Consider the following 18,053-nt stretch of genomic DNA (forward strand, 5'->3'; position numbering starts at 1 on the left):
ACCACCAGCGCCCGAGAGGGTGAAACCCGATCAGCCGGCCGGAACCGGTGCCGGCTCGACGGGAGCGGGTGCGGGAGCCGGTTCGGGTGCCGGAGCCGGCTCTACCGGGGCCGGCGGAACCTGCGCCGGGTCCGCGGGCGGTGCGACGGGGGCCGCGGCATCGACCCGGGCACCGTTCTTGTAGGCCTCCGCGTATGTGTCGTTGTAGGTCTTCAACACCTTGGTGACGATGCCGGTGATCTCGTTGAAGATCAGCGAACCGTTCTCGAAGTCGGTGCGCAGACCGCCCGGGATCGGGTACTCGTCACTGGTCGGCAGGCCCAGTTCGCCGTTGTCCGCTCCGAGGTTCTGCCACGTCTTGAAGATCTGGCCGAGGACCGCCCACACACCGCCGTTGGGTGAGGTGAAGATGGCGCCGTTGGCGAACTGTGCGCCCGAGTTACCGGCCTTGGCCTGCAGCAGTCCGGTGAGGGCCTGGCCGAGCCGGCCGGTGTCGCCGCCTTCCGCCACCCACTTCTGGGCGACCGGCGACGGGTCGGTGAGCCGCAGCAGCTCGTTGACCAGGGCGGGGATTCCGGCGCCGAGACTGGCGCTGGCGTCCGTGCCGGGTCCGCCGGACGGCGCCGGAGCCTCACCCGCGGGTGCGTCCGAGGCCAACGAGGCGTTGCCGCCGCCGAGGCTGGCCGCCGCGATCTGCCGGATCTCGTCCATGTGTGAGTACGCCGCGTCTCCCGGGCAGGACGTGTTGCCGACGTCGCGGTGCGCGAAGATCACTGGAAGATCGACAGCCTCACCCTCCGCGTAGGGAGTGAATTCGGTGCCCTCGGAGTACATCGTCGTCTCACCGAGTGGGTCGAGTCCGGCCTTGCCGAGCTTCCAGCCCAGGAACTTGCCGACGGCGTCGAGGGTAGCCTGCGGTGGATCCTCGGACGAGAAGTCGCCCATCATCGCGACTCCGGTGGTGTTCTCGTTGAACCCGCCGGCGTGCGCGCCCTGGACCGGACGGTCGAGACCGCCTGCGCGACCCTCGAAGATCTGGCCGTACTTGTCGACCAGTGCGTTGTATCCGATGTCGCACCAGCCCAGCGTCTGCGCGTGGTAGGCGTAGATCGCGCGGACGATCTCGGCCGATTCGGCCTTCGAGTAGTCGTTGGCTCCCGCGGTGTGGTGCACGGTGGCACCGCCGATGAAGTCGTCGTAGTCGGGGTCCTGGCACCGGATGGACTCGTCGGCACCCCACTGCTGGCGGCTGATGACCTTGGGGCCGCCGCTGTCGAGCGGGCTCGCGATGTCGCCGAGCGTTGCGTCGCCGGGGCCGCTGCCCGGTTCGATGAGGACGGCCGTGACGTCGTCGGCGCCGGCGCGTGCCGGCTGCTGCCGCAACGGCGTGTTGACGGCGGCGGGGGTGTAACCGAGCGGTGCGGCACCTCCGGCGGCGGGTGCCGGTGCGGGAGCGGGGGCTTCGGGTGCCGGTGCGGGAGCGGGAACTGCAGCGGGTGCACCGGCCGCAGCGGGCGTCGAGGTGGGCGTCAGGATCTGGATCGCCTTCGTCAGCCCGACGTAGACGGGTTCGGTGGCGACCTTGCCGTCCGACGCCGTCTTGTCCGTGCGCCGCGTGTCGATCATGTCGGGGGACACCCACTGTCCCCACGTTCCGTCGGCCTGCAGCGCGCGGACCTTCGACTCCGCGGACGCGAGGGTCTCGGAGGTGAGGGCCACCATGCTGAACGGGGTGTCGCGGGACAGTTCCTTGACGATCGCGCCGGGCTGCTGATCGGCCGGGGGCAGGATCGCGGGGTCGGAGACGTCGCCCGGGGCGGGGAGTTTCAGCGGGATCTGCAGGTTCGGGATCTGGATTCCGCCGGGGAGCTGCACATTGCTGGGGATGTGGAGGTACGGCGGGATCTTCAGGTTCCGCAGATCGCCGATGTTGACGTCGGGCAGGTTCAGCCCGGTCAGTTCCTTCAGCGGAATCACGATGTCCGGGATCTGCGACAGCACGACCTGCGCGATCTCGGTGGACACTGCGGAGTTGGAGGTTTCGTTCGTGGATTTGACGTCGGAGGGTGCGCTACTGATGCCGTAGACCGCAACGGGACTTGCGACAGCCAGAGCGGCGACAGCCCCGAGGACAATCGAGGGCTTCGGTCGACGGTGCGGCAAGGGGGACTCTCCTCAGTTGTAGTTTCCTGCGAGCGACCTCGCGTGTCTGCAACTCGTGATGCTCGTGTGACTGAAGAGACTGTTGTTGCTAACTCCAACCACTCTTGCCACACTAGTCACACAGGTCCATAACGCTCAACCTTACATTGAGACTTTATCCCGAATTTCTCGGACCCGCTGAGACGAGGTGCACGCCCCGTCTCGGCGCTCGTTGTTCAGCGATGAGGAGTGCAGTGATGGCGAAGACCGAATTCGGGGTTCGTGCAGGTAGACCTGCCTGGACCCGCAGGAGGCGGTACATCGCGGGCCCTCCCACCCCGCGCGGATTCAGGGCCAAGCTTCTGCGCGCGTCGGCGCTCGGCATCGCACCCGTCCTCGTCATCGGCGCCGTCACCGGCGTCGTCGTGCAACTGCGCTCCTCCGGCCAGGACGTCCGGGAAACCGTCGCCTCCGACACGCCGTTCACGCTCTCCGGGCACGGCAACGGCCACGGCCGCGGGATGGGCCAGTGGGGCGCCTACGGATACGCGAAGGATCAGGGGTGGGCGGCCGAGCGCATCCTCGGCCACTACTACGGCGGCACCACGCTCGGGACCCTCGCCGACGCACAGATCAGCGTCCGGCTGCAGGCACGTGACGATCAGCCGCTCGACGTCTACTCGGACGCCGGCGCCGTCGTCGCCGGCAAACCCGTCGGACCGGGGGAGGCCGTCCACCTCACGCCGACCGCCGACGGCGGCGCCAACGTCGTGGTCACCCGCGGATGTGCCGGCGAGGTCCTGTGGCAGGACGCCACCGACCACCCGTGGGTGGACCCGGTCGACCTCGCCCCGGACCGTCCCGCCAACGAGCACCTCAAGCTGTGCGCCGGTGACACCCCCTACCGCGGCGCCCTCGGGGTCGCGCTCGACGGTGCCGCCGTGCGCACCGTCAACGTCCTCGACATGGACGACTACCTCCTCGGTGTCGTGCCCGCCGAGGCGAAGGCCGGCTGGGCCGACACCGGTGGGGCCGAAGCGCTTCGGGCGCAGGCCGTCGCGGCCCGCTCCTACGCCGCCGCCGAGAACCGGGAAGAGTGGGCGAAGACCTGCGACACCCAGAGCTGCCAGGTGTACGGGGGTTCCGCGAAGGAAGACCCGCGGACCACCGACGCCGTCCGTTCCACCAAGGGCATGATCCTGACGAAGGACAACAAGCCCGTCGCCGCCGAATTCTCGTCGTCCACAGGCGGATACACCGCGGGCGGCGAGTTCCCGGCCGTCGAGGACCAGGGCGACACCGTGTCACCGAACCACGACTGGACGGTGACCCTCACCGCGGGCGACATCGCGTCCGCATTCAACGTCGGAGACCTCGAATCGTTCGAGGTGGTCACCCGCAACAACTTCGGGGTCGACGGCGGGCGCGTCACCGGTGTGAAGGTGGTCGGATCGTCGGGCACCGCCGAGGCGACGGGCGCCGAGGCGCGGTCGAAGCTGAAGCTCAAGTCCGACTGGTTCACGGTCGGTGAGGGGCTCGGCGTCCCCGCGCCGCCCGCCGCTCCCGAACCCGAGTCCACCCTCGCGTCCGCGGGTGAGGACGAGGACACCGTCGGCACCACCGAGGGTTCGCCGATCGCCGAGAAGTACAAGGAACTCGGCGGCGTCAACAGCACGCTGGGAGCGCCGATCGGTCCCGAGTTGATGCTGCCGTCGGAGGCGGGGAAGTTCCGGATGTACACCAACGGAACCATCATCTGGACCAAGAAGCTGGGTGCACAGGTGATCGACGCCAGCGTGCTGCGCGAGTGGTTACCGACGGGCGGCAGTTAGGCCGGGCAGCGAGGACCGGTTCCCTCGAGCACCGCGAGCATCCCGTCGACGGACTCGCCCCAGCCGAAGTCCTCGGCCCGCCTGCGGGCCGACGCCCGGCGCGTACGCGAGGGGATCGCGAGAATGCCGCTGACCGCTTCGGCGAACGCGGGACCGCGGTCCCGGGCCAGGGCGCCGCAGCCGGGTGTGATGATCTCGGCGAGCGCCGACGACTGTGACGCGACCACCGGGGTCCCCGCCGCCAGCGACTCGAGCGCCGACAGGCAGAACGTCTCGTGCGGTCCGGGCGCCAGCGACACGTCCGCCGACGCGAACAGCGACGCCAGGCGGCCCTTGTCGCTGATGAACCCGGTGAAGTGCACGGGGAGCCCCCGGGCCCGGTACTGCAGCGCCTCGCGCCGCGGACCGTCCCCGGCGATGACCAGCCGGGCGTCGTGACCCTGCCGCCGCAACAGCCGGACGGCGTCGACGCTCCGTTCCACCTGCTTCTCCACCGACAGCCGGCCGCAGTGCAGAAGGAAACGCTGCGCCGGGTCGGCGAACGAGTCGCGCATCACCTGGTCGTGTTTGCCGGGGTGGAACATCGTCAGGTCCACACCGAGCGGGACCCGGTGCAGGTTGGGGGCCCCGATGCGGGTGAACTCCTCGCTCGCGAAGTCCGTCGTGCAGACGACGGCGTCGTAGTTGCGGGCCATCCGGCGGTTCGCGACATCGGCCCAGCCGCGGGCCACGCGGCGCGGAGCGACTTGGCCGAGCAGCCGGTCGAGGCGTTCGTGTGAGACGACCACACTGCGCACCCCGCGGGCGCGGGCCCAGCCCCCGAAACCGCGCAGTGTGAGCCGGTCGGACACCTCCAGGACGTCGGGTCGCAGACCGCTGACCACGTCGGCCACCCGCCGCGGATTGACCACGCGATAACCCCCGGTCGCGGGGATGGTGGGAGCCGACCGGGTGATCCGCAGGACCCCGCTCGGCAGCAGCTCCTCGCAGTCGCGCTGACCTGGGACGACGAGGATCACCTCGTGTCCGCGTTCGACGTAGCCCTGACCCCAGTTGTGGAGGGCGGTGCGGAGCCCACCGGACCGCGGTCCGTAGAAGTTCGCCAGCTGGACGATGCGCACCCGCTCATCAAGCGCGATCGCCGCGTCGGCGGGAACAACGAGGTCTGCAGAACCGGTGAATACAGGGAGAACTCCTCGTGCGTGCCGAGGGGGTGCTTGCCCCCCTTGGCCGCGCACGGGCGGCGGAGTCGCTTACCCTGGTTCATCGTGACCGCTGCAACCCCAGAGACAACCGCCCCTGGCCGGTACGACCTCATCGTCGTCGGCTCCGGATTTTTCGGACTGACCGTCGCCGAGCGTGCAGCAACACAGCTGGGTAAGCGTGTGCTGGTGCTCGACCGTCGTCATCACCTGGGCGGAAACGCCTATTCGGAGGCCGAGCCCGAGACCGGCATCGAGATCCACAAGTACGGTGCGCACCTGTTCCACACCTCGAACAAGAGGGTGTGGGACTACGTCACCCAGTTCACCGAATTCACGAACTACCAGCACCGGGTGTTCGCGCTGCACAAGGGGCAGGCGTACCAGTTCCCGATGGGGCTGGGCCTGGTGTCGCAGTTCTTCGGGCGCTACTTCACCCCGGACGAGGCGCGGAAGCTGATCGCCGAGCAGTCCAGCGAGATCGACTCCGCATCTGCGTCCAACCTGGAGGAGAAGGCGATCTCCCTGATCGGGCGGCCGCTGTACGAGGCGTTCGTGCGCGACTACACCGCCAAACAGTGGCAGACGGACCCCAAGAACCTGCCCGCGGGCAACATCACCCGCCTGCCGGTGCGGTACACGTTCGACAACCGCTACTTCAACGACACGTACGAGGGCCTGCCCGTCGACGGCTACACCGCGTGGCTCGAGAACATGGCGAAGGACCCGAAGATCGAGGTCCGGCTCGAGACCGACTGGTTCGACGTCCGCGACGACCTGCGCGCCGAGAGCCCCGACGCCCCCGTCGTCTACACCGGCCCCCTCGACCGCTACTTCGACTACTCCGAGGGCGAGCTGGGCTGGCGCACCCTCGACTTCGAGACCGAGGTGCTGGAGACCGGTGACTTCCAGGGAACCCCGGTCATGAACTACAACGACGCCGACGTGCCCTTCACCCGGATCCACGAGTTCCGCCACTTCCACCCGGAGCGGGACTACCCGAAGGACAAGACGGTCATCATGCGGGAGTTCTCGCGGTTCGCGGAGAGCAAGGACGAGCCGTACTACCCGATCAACACCCCAGACGACCGCGCGATGCTCGCCGCCTACCGCGACCGCGCGAAGGAGGAGATGGCGTCGAACAAGGTTCTGTTCGGTGGCCGCCTCGGCACCTACCAGTACCTGGACATGCACATGGCGATCGCCAGCGCGCTGTCGATGTTCGACAACTCCCTGCGTCCGCACTTCGAATCCGGTGCGGCCCTCGTGGGGGATGCCGAATGAGCGCCCGACATCTGCTCGAATCCGAGAAGGTCACCGAGGACGCCCCGTTACTCGGCAAGTCGCTGCTGCAGCGGGTGATCCTGCCGCGCGCCGGTGAGCCGCTCGACGTCCGCACCCTCTACCTGGAGGAGGCGAAGACCAACAGCCGCCGCGCGCATTCGCTGTCGCGCACCTCGCTGTCGGTCGGCGCCGAGGCGGAGGCGTCGTTCTGCACCTACTTCAACGCGTTCCCGGCCAGCTACTGGCGGCGGTGGAGCACCCTGAACTCGGTGGTGCTGCGTCTCGAGCTGTCGGGGCACTGCCGCATCGACGTGTACCGCTCGAAGGCCGACTCGTCGCGGATCCACGTCGAGGGCCGCGAGTTCCAGGACGGTGACGCCGCGCTGGAGTTCGAGATCGAACTCGCCCCGTTCGAGGACGGCGGCTGGATCTGGTTCGACATCACGACCGACACCGAGGTCGTCCTGGAGAGCGCCGGCTGGTACGCACCGGTCGACGCCCCCGGTGAGGCCACCGTCGCCGTCGGCATCCCCACGTTCAACCGGCCCACCGACTGCGTCAAGGCGCTGACGGCGCTGGCGTCCGACGAACTCGTCATGGACGTCGTCAAGGCCGTCATCATCCCGGACCAGGGCACCCGCAAGGTCAAGGACGAACCCGGCTTCACAGAGGCCGCCGAAGCGCTCGGCGACCGGCTGGCCATCCACGACCAGGCGAATCTCGGCGGGTCCGGCGGCTACAGCCGGATCATGTACGAGGCGCTGAAGACCACCGACTGCCAGCACATCCTGTTCATGGACGACGACATCGAGATCGAGCCCGACTCGATCCTGCGCGCGCTGGCGATGTCGCGGTTCGCGAAGACGCCGATGCTCGTCGGCGGGCAGATGCTGAACCTCCAGGAGCGCAGTCACCTGCACTCGATGGGCGAGGTCGTCGACCGGTCCATCTTCATGTGGACGGCCGCCCCGAACGTCGAGTACGACCACGACTTCTCCCGCTACCCGCTCAGCGACCGCGAGAACTCGCGTCTGCTGCACCGCCGGATCGACGTCGACTACAACGGCTGGTGGATGTGCATGATCCCGCGGCAGGCCGCCGAGGAACTCGGTCAGCCACTGCCGCTGTTCATCAAATGGGACGACGCCGAATACGGCCTGCGTGCCCGCGATGCCGGTTACCCGACCGTCACCATGCCCGGCGCGGCGATCTGGCACATGGCGTGGAGCGACAAGGACGACGCCATCGACTGGCAGGCGTACTTCCACCTGCGGAACCGGCTCGTCGTCGCGTCCCTGCACATGCCGGGCAACGGCCGCGGCCTCGTGATCAACACGGTCAAGGCCACGATCAAGCACCTGCTGTGCCTCGAATACTCGACCGTCGCGATCCAGAACCAGGCCATCGCCGACTTCCTGCAGGGCCCCGAGCACATCTTCGAACTGCTCCCCACCGCGCTCGGCAACGTCCACGCGATGCGCAAGGAGTACCCGGACGCGGTGGTCCTGCCGTCGTCGACGAGCCTGCCGCTGCCCTCGGGTGAGGAAGTCGGTGCGGTCGGCCTGCCCACGAACCCGCTCGCGAAGATCGTGCGCCTCGGCAAGGGCCTGATCCACAACGTCAAGCCCGCGCACGAGCAGCACCACGAGCGTCCCCAGCTCAACGTGCCCACCATCGACGCGCGGTGGTTCCTGCTGTCCCAGGTGGACGGCGTCACCGTCACCACCGCGGACGGGCGGGGAGTGGTCTACCGCAAGCGCAACCCCAAGCTGGCGCTCGCGCTGCTGAAGGAAGCGATCCGGCTGCGCCGCGAACTGGCCCAGCGGTTCCCCGAACTCAAGCGCGAGTACCAGGACGCCGTTCCTGCCCTGACCAGCAAGGAGAGGTGGGAACGTGTCTTCGGCATCAAGTGAGGTCCAGATCCTGCAGGCCGTCCAGTCGACGATCGCGAGCCGTCCCGGCGTCGTCTCGACGGCACGGGGTATGTCCCATTTCGGTGAGCACGCCCTCGGGTGGGTGGCCGTCGCCGGCATCGGCGCGGCACTCGACAAGCCTCGTCGCCGGCAATGGGCGGGAGTCGCGGTGGGTGCCGTCGGCGCCCACGCCGCGTCGATCGTGATCAAACGCATCGTCCGCCGCCCCCGGCCGAACGACCCGTCGATCCAGGTCAACGTGTCGACGCCCAGCAAATTGAGCTTCCCGTCGTCGCACGCGACGTCCACGACAGCAGCTGCCGTGCTGCTCGGCCGCCTCACCGGGCTACCCTTGCCTGCGTTGTTGGTACCGCCGATGCTGCTCTCCCGGCTCGTTCTGGGAGTGCACTACCCGACCGATGTGCTCGCCGGATCTGCCCTGGGGGCCGCCTCTGCGGTCGCGGTGCTGAAGGCCGAGCAGAAGTTTGGAGAGAAATGAGCGAGGAACCGGCCGTCGTCACCGGACCCCCGACATCCCTGGCGGCAGGCATCGTCAAGGCCGTTCGCCCGCGTCAGTGGGTCAAGAACGTCCTGGTCCTCGCAGCTCCCGTCGCCGCGGGCACGGCGACGGAATCCGACGTCCTGCTTCCCGTCGCACTCGCCTTCGTGGTGTTCTGCATGGCAGCGTCCGGCATCTACCTCGTCAACGACGCGATGGATGTCGAGGCCGACCGCGCGCACCCCACCAAGCGATTCCGCCCCATCGCGGCCGGTGTGCTGCCCGTCAACCTGGCCTACGGCATGGCGGTCGTGCTGCTCGGTGCGTCGATCGCCCTGTCGTTCCTCGCCAATTGGCAGCTGGCGGTGGTGATGGCCGTCTACATCGGCATCCAGCTCGCGTACTGCTTCGGTCTCAAACACCAGGCCGTCCTCGACATCTGCATCGTCTCGTCCGGGTTCCTGCTGCGCGCCATCGCAGGCGGTGTCGCCGCCGAGATCGCACTGTCGCAATGGTTCCTGCTGGTCATGGCATTCGGTTCGCTGTTCATGGCGGCCGGTAAGCGGTACGCCGAACTGCAGCTCGCCGAGCGCACCGGCGCGAAGATCCGCAAGTCCCTCGAGAACTACACCACGACGTACCTGCGTTTCGTCTGGACGCTCAGCGCCACCGCGGTCGTGCTCTGCTACGGACTGTGGGCGTTCCAGCAGGACGACCTGAAGGCCACCAACTGGTACGCCATCTCCATGGTGCCGTTCACCATCGCGATCCTGCGTTACGCCGTGGACGTCGACGGTGGCGAGGCGGGGGAGCCCGAGGAGATTGCGCTGGGCGACCGCGTGCTCCAACTCCTCGCGATTGCCTGGATCGGAGTGGTGGGTGTCGCTGTCTACCTCGTCTGACTTGGTAGGAGGCGCCGAGGACTCGGACGCCGCCGCGGAGCGGACCACCGAACGCCACCGGAAGGCCATCCTCTCGAGGGTGGTCTTCCTCGGGGGTGTGGCTGTCTCGGCTCTCCTGATGTTCTGGGGTGCCTGGGAACGGCGATGGATTGCCGACGACGGCCTGATCGTGCTGCGCACGGTCCGTAACCTCCTCGCAGGCAACGGTCCCGTCTTCAACTCGGGCGAGCGTGTCGAGGCCAACACCAGCACTGCGTGGACGTACATCGTCTACGCGTTCAGCTGGCTCTCCCAGGCCCGGCTCGAATACGTCGTCCTGACGATCGCGCTGATCCTGTCCACGGCGGCGATCGTGCTCGCCATGTTCGGCACCGCGCGCCTGTACCGCGGTGGGTCCTTCGCCGGCGGCGGCACGCTGTTCCTGATGCCCGCCGGTGTGCTCGTCTACATCGCGGTGCCCCCGGCCCGCGACTTCGCGACGTCGGGTCTCGAAAGCTGCCTCGTCATCTTCTGGATCGCGCTGCTCTGGCTGCTGCTGGTCCGATGGAGTCAGGCGACCACCCCGTCCACCACTTCGGTGCTCGTGCTCTCGTTCGTCGCGGGCATGGGGCCCCTCGTGCGTCCCGAACTGGCGATCCTGGGTGTGCTGTCGCTGGCCATGATCTTCCTCGCGCCCGGTCTCACCTGGGGGGTGCGTGTGGCGATGGTGTTCGTAGCCGGCATCGTTCCGGTGGGCTACCAGATCTGGCGCATGGGCTACTACGCCCTCCCGTACCCCAACACCGCGGTGTCGAAGGACGCCGGCGGCGCCAAGTGGTCGCAGGGTTTCGCCTACCTCTGGAATCTGCTCGGCCCGTACCTCCTGTGGCTGCCGCTGGTCTTCCTTTTCGCCGGCGCCGTGATCGCCTGGCGGGGCCGGGACAAGTTCATCGGAGATGGTGTTCGTCACACCGAGGGGAATCGGCTGACGCGTCAGCGCGGATGGCTGCGGACGCAGAATGCCGTCGTCGTCTTCATTCTCGCGAGCGGGCTGATCCTCGGTCTGTACTCGTTGCGCGTCGGCGGCGACTTCATGCACGGCCGCGTTCTTCTCCCCGTTCTGTTCTGTTTCATCGTTCCCGTCGCCGTAATTCCGGTGCGAATTCCGGACCGGGCCGCGTGGGGGCGTAATAGGGAATCGTCGATTTTCCTCGCAATGGCTTCTCTGTGGGTCGGCACCGTCGTGTGGGCATTTTTCGCGTCGAACACGACGGGAATGCCGGAGGGTGTCGTTATCGGACGGTCCGGAATTGTCGACGAACGCGCCTTCTACGTTCTCAACACCGGTCATGCGCACCCGATTCGCGCGGACGATTATCTGGACTACCCGCGGATGCGCGCCATGGTCCAGACCATCTCGGACACCCCCGACGGCGGCCTGCTCATCCCGTCCGCCGATTACACGTACTGGTTCGTCGTTCCTCCGCCCCTTCCGATCCCGGACGGCGGCGCAGGCCACACCGTGTACTTCCTGAACCTCGGCATGACGAGCATGAACGTCGGCCTCGACGTGCGGGTGCTTGACCAGATGGGTCTCGCCTACCCGCTTGCGGCGCACACCGAGCGGTTGGACGACGGCCGTATCGGGCACGACAAGGCCCTCTACCCCGACTGGGTCGTGGTGGACACGGGAATGATCGACAAGCACCCGTGGATGCCCGGATTCCTCGACGAGGAATGGGTGACCGAGGCGCGGGTCGCGCTCACGTGCCCCGAGACACAGGACCTGCTGACGTCGTACCGGTCCGAACTGACGTGGCCGCGATTCAAGCAGAATTTCAAGGATGCGCTGCATTTCGCGAGTTATCGATTCGAGCGAGTGCCCGCATATGAAATTCAGCGGTGCAATCTCGAGCCACCGTTCCCGGAACCGGCCAAATAGGGCGAACCGGGCGGTGCGTGTGTCACCGGGGCGTCCCGGGCAGATCTCGATGTCGGAACATCAGATCTCGTTTGTGTAACGCTGGAACTGTCGGCGACGATGTACGTCGATGATGAGTCATCGGTGACGGTGGTCTGGAAGTTCCCTGAAAAACGCTCCGTGAGCGTTTGTCAGGGAAGTTCGTGTGACATACAGTCCACCAAGCGCAGTGTGACTTGGAAGAGGTCCGCTGCCGACCCGGTTTCAACGCCCGGGCCGGCAGGTCGCCTGTTCCCCGACGGAATCCGCCGGAGCCGCCCAGTGGCGGAGTCCGCAGACGAAGAGAGTGAGCAGTATTCATGCGTTTTGCCAGACCGAGGTTGTCTCAGCGCCTCAAGCAGCGTGCGATGGCCATCGGTGCCGTCGCACTGGTACTGCCTGTGGGCGCAGGAATCGCTGGTGGAGCCGCCGCCGCAGCAGCACCGACGCACGCGGGTCCCGCCAAGACCGCGCCGGCCGGTGGCTACGAGGAACTGTGGGTTCCCTCTTCCATGGGACCGATCAAGGTCCAGGTCCAGTGGGCAGCTCGCGGCGGTAGCGCCGCGCTGTACCTGCTCGACGGACTGCGCGCCCGCAACGACCGCAACGCGTGGAGCTTCGAGACCAACGCGTTCGACCAGTACCGCAATGACAACGTGACCCTGGTCATGCCCGTCGGCGGCGAGTCCAGCTTCTACTCCGACTGGTACTCGGCGAGCAACTTCAACGGTCAGCCCGTCACGTACAAGTGGGAGACGTTCCTGACCAAGGAACTGCCCGACTTCCTCGCCAACTACGGCGTCTCGCGCACCAACAACGCCGTCCTCGGCCTGTCGATGGGTGGCAGTGCCGCCCTGACCCTCGCCGCGTACCACCGCGACCAGTTCAAGTTCGCCGGTTCGCTGTCCGGTTACCTGAACATCTCGGCTCCCGGCATGCGTGAGGCGATCCGCGTCGCGATGATCGACGCCGGCCGCTACAACGTCGACGCGATGTGGGGCCCGCCGTGGAACCCGGCGTGGCTGCGTAACGACCCGTTCGTGTTCGCCCCGCGCCTGAACGGTCTGTCGATGTTCATCTCGGCTGCCAGCGGTCTGCCCGGCGAGTTCGACCACCCGCGCGCTCCGATCGACTACTACAACACCGCGAACGGCATGGGCCTCGAGGCTCTCGCCCTGGCCAACACCCGCGCCTTCCAGGTGCGTCTGGCCACCCTCGGTGTCCCGGCCACCTTCGACTTCCCCGCCAACGGCACGCACTCGTGGCCGTACTGGGGTGCCGAGCTGTGGAAGGCCCGCGGCCAGATTCTGGACACACTGGGCGCCTGGTGATCTGACACCACTCCCGTGACGAATGCCGCCCCGCCGATCCGGCGGGGCGGCACTCGTGCGCTCCGGGGTGCCCGCGCCCCGGCCGGGTACGTGAGGGAAAACCCAGGATTCCCTTCCCCGGGAGTGCACAACGGAACGTTTTGTCAGTAAGGTGATCCCGTCGAGACGCCACCCGCGCAGCGAGCGCTGCGCGGGTGGCGTCTGTACGTGAGATTTTCACGAGAGTTATCGAGAGGTTGCCGCGGCCGCGGCGCGAGACGGATCAAGCGGAGGGAAGACGAGTTCATGCGAGTTGGGGGTTCGACGAGAACAAGCGGATGGGCCAGGCGTACCGCCGCCGCAATTGCTCTGGCGGTCGCACTGCCACTGGGCGTGACCATGGTGGGCGGCGGCGCAACGGCATCCGCAGCCTTCGACCCCGCCGCACAGGACTTCTGGGTCGACTCCGCCATGGGACCGATCAAGAGCCGCATCTGGCGTGCCGCCGACGGCAACACCAACCGGGTCGTCTACCTGCTCGACGGTCTGCGCGCGCAGGACGACCTGAGCGGCTGGGAGGTCAACACCGACGCGGGCCCGTTCCTCGCCTCGCAGAACATCAACGTCGTCCAGCCGGTCGGCGGGCAGTCCAGCTTCTACTCCGACTGGATTTCGAACTCGAACCTCAACGGCCAGAAGACGCCGTACAAGTGGGAGACGTTCCTCACTCAGGAACTGCGCGACGCATTGGCGAACCGCCTCGGGTTCCAGTCCACCCGTAACGGCGTCATCGGCCTGTCGATGGGTGGCAGCGCCGCCCTGACCCTCGCCGCCTACCACCCCGAGCAGTTCAACTACGCGGGCTCGCTGTCCGGTTACCTGAACATCTCGGCTCCCGGCATGCGTGAGGCGATCCGCATCGCGATGCTCGACGCCGGCCGCTACAACGTCGACGCGATGTGGGGCCCGCCGTGGAACCCGGCGTGGCTGCGCAACGACCCGTTCGTGTTCGCGAACAAGCTTCGCGACAACAACACCCGCCTGTGGGTGTCGGCGGCCAACGGCATCCCCGCCCCCGGCGGAGCCGCACCGACCGGATTCATGGACGTCTTCAACGCCAGCACCGGTGCGAGCCTCGAGGCACTGTCGCTGGCGAACACCCGTGCCTTCCAGGTCAAGATGGCGACCCTCGGCGCGAAGAACGTCACCTACAGCTTCCCGCCCCGCGGCATCCACACGTGGCGTTACTGGCAGCAGCAGATCCACGATCTGGCCGGCGACCTCGGCAACACGATCGGGTAGCTCGGAAGTAACAATTGCACCAGCTGTAACAGCGCGGCACTCCCACTCGTCTGTCGTTTGCGTGTAGAAAGAACCGGAACGCGAGGCCGTGCTCCGTGTTGGCCTCGACGCGCAGAGAGAGAGTGAACGTCATGCGAGTAGGCCTGTTCAAGGCAGAACGTCAGCGTTCGTCGGCCGGAAATGTTCGAAGGCGGACGCTGGCCTCGCTTGCCGCTGTGCTCGTGGTGCCGGTGGCGGTCGGGTTCGCCCAGACCGCCACCGTCTCGGCTGCGCCCGTCGCCGCGCAGGCTCCGGTGGCCACGCAGGCCCCGGGCGGCGCGACGATCCATCACGTCGACTGGCTCACCGACCGTCGCGTGGCGATCTGGATCAACTCCCCGTCGATGGGTGTGCCCATCCAGGTGCAGATGCTGCTTGCACGGGACTGGAACTCGAAGCCCACCGAGAAGTTCCCGTCTGTCTACATGCTCGACGGTCTCCGCGCGCAGGACAACGAGAACGGCTGGACGCTCGAGACCGACGCCGAATCGTTCTTCGCCGACAAGAACATCAACGTCGTCCTCCCGGTCGGCGGCCAGTCCAGCTTCTACTCCGACTGGGTGGCCCAGGACAACGGTCAGAACTACCAGTGGGAGACGTTCCTCACGAAGGAACTGCCCCCGATCCTCGAAAGCGACTGGCGCACCACGCAGACCCGCGGCGTCATCGGACTCTCGATGGGCGGCACGTCCGCGATGTTCCTCGCGGCCCGCAACCAGGGATTCTTCAAATTCGCCGCGTCGCTGTCGGGCATGCTCACCACCACCGCGCTCGGCATGCCGCAGGCCGTTGCGTACGCGATGAGCGACGCGGGTGGATTCGACGCGGACGCGATGTGGGGTCCCCCGACCAGCGCGGCGTGGGAGGAACACGACCCCTACCTGCTGGCCGACAAGCTCAAGGGCGTCAGCCTGTACATCTCCAGCGGTAGCGGAACCACGGGCCCGTACGACCAGCCGTCCGGAATCCCCGGCGTCAGCACCAATTACGCGGGGATGGGCCTCGAGATCCTGTCGCGGCTCACGTCCCAGACCTTCGCGACCAAGCTGAACAAGCTGGGCATCCCGGCCCAGGTCAACTACCGGCCGTCCGGCACGCACTCGTGGCCGTACTGGCAGTTCGAGCTCCACCAGCTGTGGCCGCAGCTCGCCAGCGCCGTCGACGTCGAACCCGACAAGCCGGTATGCGCCACAGGCGGTTCCATCGCCGGGGTGGCCGGCGCGAACCCGTGGATCGGCGACTGCCTCACCCCCGAGTACAGCCTCGCTGGCGGCACGGTCCAGGACTTCCGCAACGGCCGGATCTTCGCCAAGTCCGACACCGGCGCGCAGCCGGTGGCCGGCGCCATCGGCGGCGTCTACCAGGCGACCGGTGGTCCGGGTGGGCCGCTCGGCTACCCGACGACGCCCGAACTGGCCACCCCCGACGGTCGCGGTCGCTTCAACCACTTCGAGCACGGGTCCGTGTACTGGTCGCCGCAGACCGGGGCACACGCCGTTCGCGGCGCGATCCGCGACGAGTGGGCACGTCAGGGCTGGGAAGGCGGACCGCTCGGATACCCGGTGGCCGAGGAAGTTCCCACGCCCGGCAAGGACGGCGCGGTGCAGGGCTTCGAGATCGGCGCCATGTACTTCAGTCCGGCGAACGGCACCCACCGCGTGCAGGGAATGATCATGGGCAAGTACGCCGAACTCGGTTACGAGGGCGGGTGGCTCGGATTCCCGAAGACCAGCGAGATCGCGGTCAAGGACGGCGGCCGGTTCAACCAGTTCGAGGGCGGCAACATCTACTGGAGCCCGCTGTCGGGTGCGTGGGCCGTGGAGAACGGACCGATCTTCGACGCCTGGAAGAGCGCCGGCTACGAGGGCGGTCGACTCGGCTTCCCGATCAGCGACAAATTCGCCATCCCCGGCGGAGTTCAGCAGAACTTCCAGACCGGTTACGTCACAGTGATCGACAACAAGGCCGAGATTCACTGATGGCCGGACCGCACTAGAAATCTCACGCGCAGCGGGCGGGGCCGGGTCCGGCGGACCAGGCTTCCGCCCGATCTGCGTCTGTACCCTGTCGAGAGACAACGACTTGGAAAGCAAGGACGGAAATAGATGCCGCAGCACTCACGTATCAGCACCACCTTCCGACGGGCGATCGCCGTAGGCGCGCTCGCCGTCGCAGCAAGCGGATTGTTGGTCGGGTGCGGCAGCGACGATTCCACGGCGACGTCGAACCCGTCCACCAGTGCCGCGACGTCGGCTGCGGCGTCCAGTTCCGCCGAGAGTTCGGCGTCCGCCGCGCCCAGCGCGAGCGCCTCGGCTTCGGCCTCCGCGCCGGTGACGAGCCCGGGTGAGGCGGCGACCGCGCCGCCGCAGCAGCCCGAGGAAGTTCCGGGTGATTTTCCCGGCCCCGCCGAGGTCCCGGTCAGCGCCGAAGGCCAGAAGTTCCTCGACGCGCTGAAGAGCAAGGGCATCGAGCCGGCCGCTGACGGCACCATGGCCGTGAGCACCGCCGACTTCATCTGCCAGGCCAAGGCCGAAGGCAAGAGCGACGCCGAAGCGATGGTGTTCGTCACAGCGATGGTCGGCACCGAGGCGTCGGCTGCGGGTCAGGAACTGACCCAGGAGCAGGCGACGGCCAACGCCCAGACCTACATGGATGTCGCCCACGCGACCTACTGCAAGTAGACGCCGATGTCGTTGACCGGAACGCGGAAGAAGAAGAGCAGCCTCCTGCGCAAGCTGATGGTGCTGATCGTGATCCTGCTGGTGATTCTCGTCGCAGTGATCGCGCTCTGGTATCTCCTCGCAGGGCGGCTGCCCAAGCCGATCCCGACCCCGCCCGGTCCCGAGCGTCCCAACGCCCAGCCGGCCAGCTGTCCCGACGTCCAGGTGGTGGTCGTCCCGGGCACGTGGGAGTCCAGCGCCGCCGACGACCCGTACAACCCGACGGCCAACCCGGCGTCGCTGATGCTCAACGTGTCGCGGCCGCTGCAGGAGCAGTTCGAGCCGTCGCGCGCCGACGTGTACACGGTTCCGTACGTCGCACAGTTCTCCAACCCGGTCGCCTTCCCGCCGGACGGGCAGCAGTCGTACAACAACAGCCGCGGCGCGGGCACGGCCGCCACCAACGACATCCTGATCCGTCGTCACGCCGAGTGCCCGCTGACCAGCTTCCTGCTCACCGGCTTCTCGCAGGGCGCGGTCATCGCCGGCGACGTTGCGTCGAGTATCGGCGCAGGTGACGGTCCTGTTCCGTCGGATCTCGTACTGGGTGTCGGGCTCATCGCCGACGGTCGCCGCGACCCGGCCGCCGCCACGAATATCGGGCAGCCGGTCGCCGGTGTCGGAGCCGAACTGTCGCTGGCCGGTCTGCAGATCCCGGGAATCACGATGACCGGTCCCCGCCCCGGCGGTTTCGGTGATCTCACCGACCGGGCGGTCGAGATCTGCGCCCCGTCGGACGGAATCTGCGACGCCCCGGCGCAGGCGTTGAAACCGAGCAACTGGATCGGAAGCGGTCTGCGTCTGCTCGAGTACAACAACAACCCCGTCCACGCGCTGTACAACTCGTACGTCGTCGACGACTCCGGCACGACGGCCACGCAGTGGATCGCCGGATGGGCTGCCGAGAAGATCGAGGCCGCCCCGGCCCCGGCACACAGTTGATTTTGTGGCGGATGGGTTCACCGTGGT

General features: G+C 67.6%; 13 protein-coding genes. 11 read left to right on the forward strand and 2 right to left on the reverse strand.

From position 1 onward, the window contains the following. Positions 1–30 precede the first annotated feature (30 nt). A complete protein-coding gene (locus tag PSR88_RS20610) occupies positions 31–2,163 on the reverse strand; it encodes an N-acetylmuramoyl-L-alanine amidase (RefSeq protein ID WP_016884416.1) in 2,133 nt (710 codons plus the stop codon). A gap of 236 nt (positions 2,164–2,399) precedes the next feature. Here PSR88_RS20610 and PSR88_RS20615 point away from each other — a divergent pair, with 236 nt between their 5' ends. Next, a complete protein-coding gene (locus tag PSR88_RS20615; protein ID WP_011596557.1) occupies positions 2,400–3,974 on the forward strand; it encodes a SpoIID/LytB domain-containing protein in 1,575 nt (524 codons plus the stop codon). On the opposite strand, the gene PSR88_RS20620 is transcribed toward PSR88_RS20615, so the two are convergent. Continuing rightward, positions 3,971–5,095, reverse strand: a complete 1,125-nt coding sequence (locus tag PSR88_RS20620; RefSeq protein ID WP_016884417.1) for a glycosyltransferase — start codon at positions 5,093–5,095, stop codon at positions 3,971–3,973. The two genes, PSR88_RS20615 and PSR88_RS20620, sit on opposite strands and share 4 nt — an antisense overlap. Before the next feature lie 147 nt (positions 5,096–5,242). On the opposite strand from PSR88_RS20620, the gene glf reads away from it, so the two are divergent. From glf to PSR88_RS20670, 10 genes are all read left to right on the forward strand, one after another. Further along, complete coding sequence (glf, locus tag PSR88_RS20625) at positions 5,243–6,460, forward strand: UDP-galactopyranose mutase (protein ID WP_005248845.1); 1,218 nt, start codon at positions 5,243–5,245, stop codon at positions 6,458–6,460. Further along, positions 6,457–8,373, forward strand: coding sequence for a glycosyltransferase (locus PSR88_RS20630; protein WP_011596559.1), 1,917 nt, complete (start codon positions 6,457–6,459; stop codon positions 8,371–8,373). Before glf ends, PSR88_RS20630 begins: the two co-directional genes overlap by 4 nt. Continuing rightward, complete coding sequence (locus PSR88_RS20635) at positions 8,354–8,872, forward strand: phosphatase PAP2 family protein (RefSeq protein WP_009477133.1); 519 nt, start codon at positions 8,354–8,356, stop codon at positions 8,870–8,872. Before PSR88_RS20630 ends, PSR88_RS20635 begins: the two co-directional genes overlap by 20 nt. Next, complete coding sequence (locus tag PSR88_RS20640; protein ID WP_009477134.1) at positions 8,869–9,774, forward strand: decaprenyl-phosphate phosphoribosyltransferase; 906 nt, start codon at positions 8,869–8,871, stop codon at positions 9,772–9,774. The genes PSR88_RS20635 and PSR88_RS20640 overlap by 4 nt, the downstream gene beginning before the upstream one ends. A gap of 1 nt (position 9,775) precedes the next feature. Further along, positions 9,776–11,695, forward strand: coding sequence for a flagellar motor control protein ZomB (gene zomB, locus PSR88_RS20645; protein ID WP_016884418.1), 1,920 nt, complete (start codon positions 9,776–9,778; stop codon positions 11,693–11,695). Positions 11,696–12,033: 338 nt separating this feature from the next. After that, positions 12,034–13,044 carry an alpha/beta hydrolase gene (locus PSR88_RS20650; RefSeq protein WP_016884419.1) on the forward strand — a complete coding sequence of 337 codons (1,011 nt, stop codon included), beginning with the start codon at positions 12,034–12,036 and terminating at the stop codon, positions 13,042–13,044. Positions 13,045–13,329: 285 nt separating this feature from the next. Beyond that, positions 13,330–14,325 (forward strand): alpha/beta hydrolase, encoded by a 996-nt coding sequence (locus PSR88_RS20655; protein ID WP_009477137.1) that lies wholly within the window; start codon positions 13,330–13,332, stop codon positions 14,323–14,325. Between the two features lie 131 nt (positions 14,326–14,456). Next, on the forward strand, positions 14,457–16,343 hold the full coding sequence (locus tag PSR88_RS20660; protein WP_037197877.1) for an alpha/beta hydrolase-fold protein: 1,887 nt from the start codon (positions 14,457–14,459) through the stop codon (positions 16,341–16,343). Between the two features lie 126 nt (positions 16,344–16,469). Continuing rightward, positions 16,470–17,045, forward strand: a complete 576-nt coding sequence (locus tag PSR88_RS20665) for a DUF732 domain-containing protein (protein ID WP_005260437.1) — start codon at positions 16,470–16,472, stop codon at positions 17,043–17,045. 6 nt (positions 17,046–17,051) lie between these two features. Further along, positions 17,052–18,026, forward strand: a complete 975-nt coding sequence (locus tag PSR88_RS20670; protein WP_016884421.1) for a cutinase family protein — start codon at positions 17,052–17,054, stop codon at positions 18,024–18,026. The last annotated feature ends 27 nt before the right edge of the window (positions 18,027–18,053 follow it).

It is taken from the genome of Rhodococcus sp. DK176 (assembly GCF_038447315.2).
GTDB classification, from domain to species: domain Bacteria; phylum Actinomycetota; class Actinomycetes; order Mycobacteriales; family Mycobacteriaceae; genus Rhodococcus_F; species Rhodococcus_F jostii_A.

What these genes read in the sequence shown, in the direction of transcription:
- PSR88_RS20615 (WP_011596557.1), top strand. Translation starts at nt 2,400, where the DNA reads ATGGCGAAGACCGAATTCGGGGTTCGTGCAGGTAGACCTGCCTGGACC.
- PSR88_RS20630 (WP_011596559.1), top strand. Translation starts at nt 6,457, where the DNA reads ATGAGCGCCCGACATCTGCTCGAATCCGAGAAGGTCACCGAGGACGCC.
- PSR88_RS20640 (WP_009477134.1), top strand. Translation starts at nt 8,869, where the DNA reads ATGAGCGAGGAACCGGCCGTCGTCACCGGACCCCCGACATCCCTGGCG.
- PSR88_RS20650 (WP_016884419.1), top strand. Translation starts at nt 12,034, where the DNA reads ATGCGTTTTGCCAGACCGAGGTTGTCTCAGCGCCTCAAGCAGCGTGCG.
- PSR88_RS20655 (WP_009477137.1), top strand. Translation starts at nt 13,330, where the DNA reads ATGCGAGTTGGGGGTTCGACGAGAACAAGCGGATGGGCCAGGCGTACC.
- PSR88_RS20660 (WP_037197877.1), top strand. Translation starts at nt 14,457, where the DNA reads ATGCGAGTAGGCCTGTTCAAGGCAGAACGTCAGCGTTCGTCGGCCGGA.
- PSR88_RS20665 (WP_005260437.1), top strand. Translation starts at nt 16,470, where the DNA reads ATGCCGCAGCACTCACGTATCAGCACCACCTTCCGACGGGCGATCGCC.
- PSR88_RS20670 (WP_016884421.1), top strand. Translation starts at nt 17,052, where the DNA reads ATGTCGTTGACCGGAACGCGGAAGAAGAAGAGCAGCCTCCTGCGCAAG.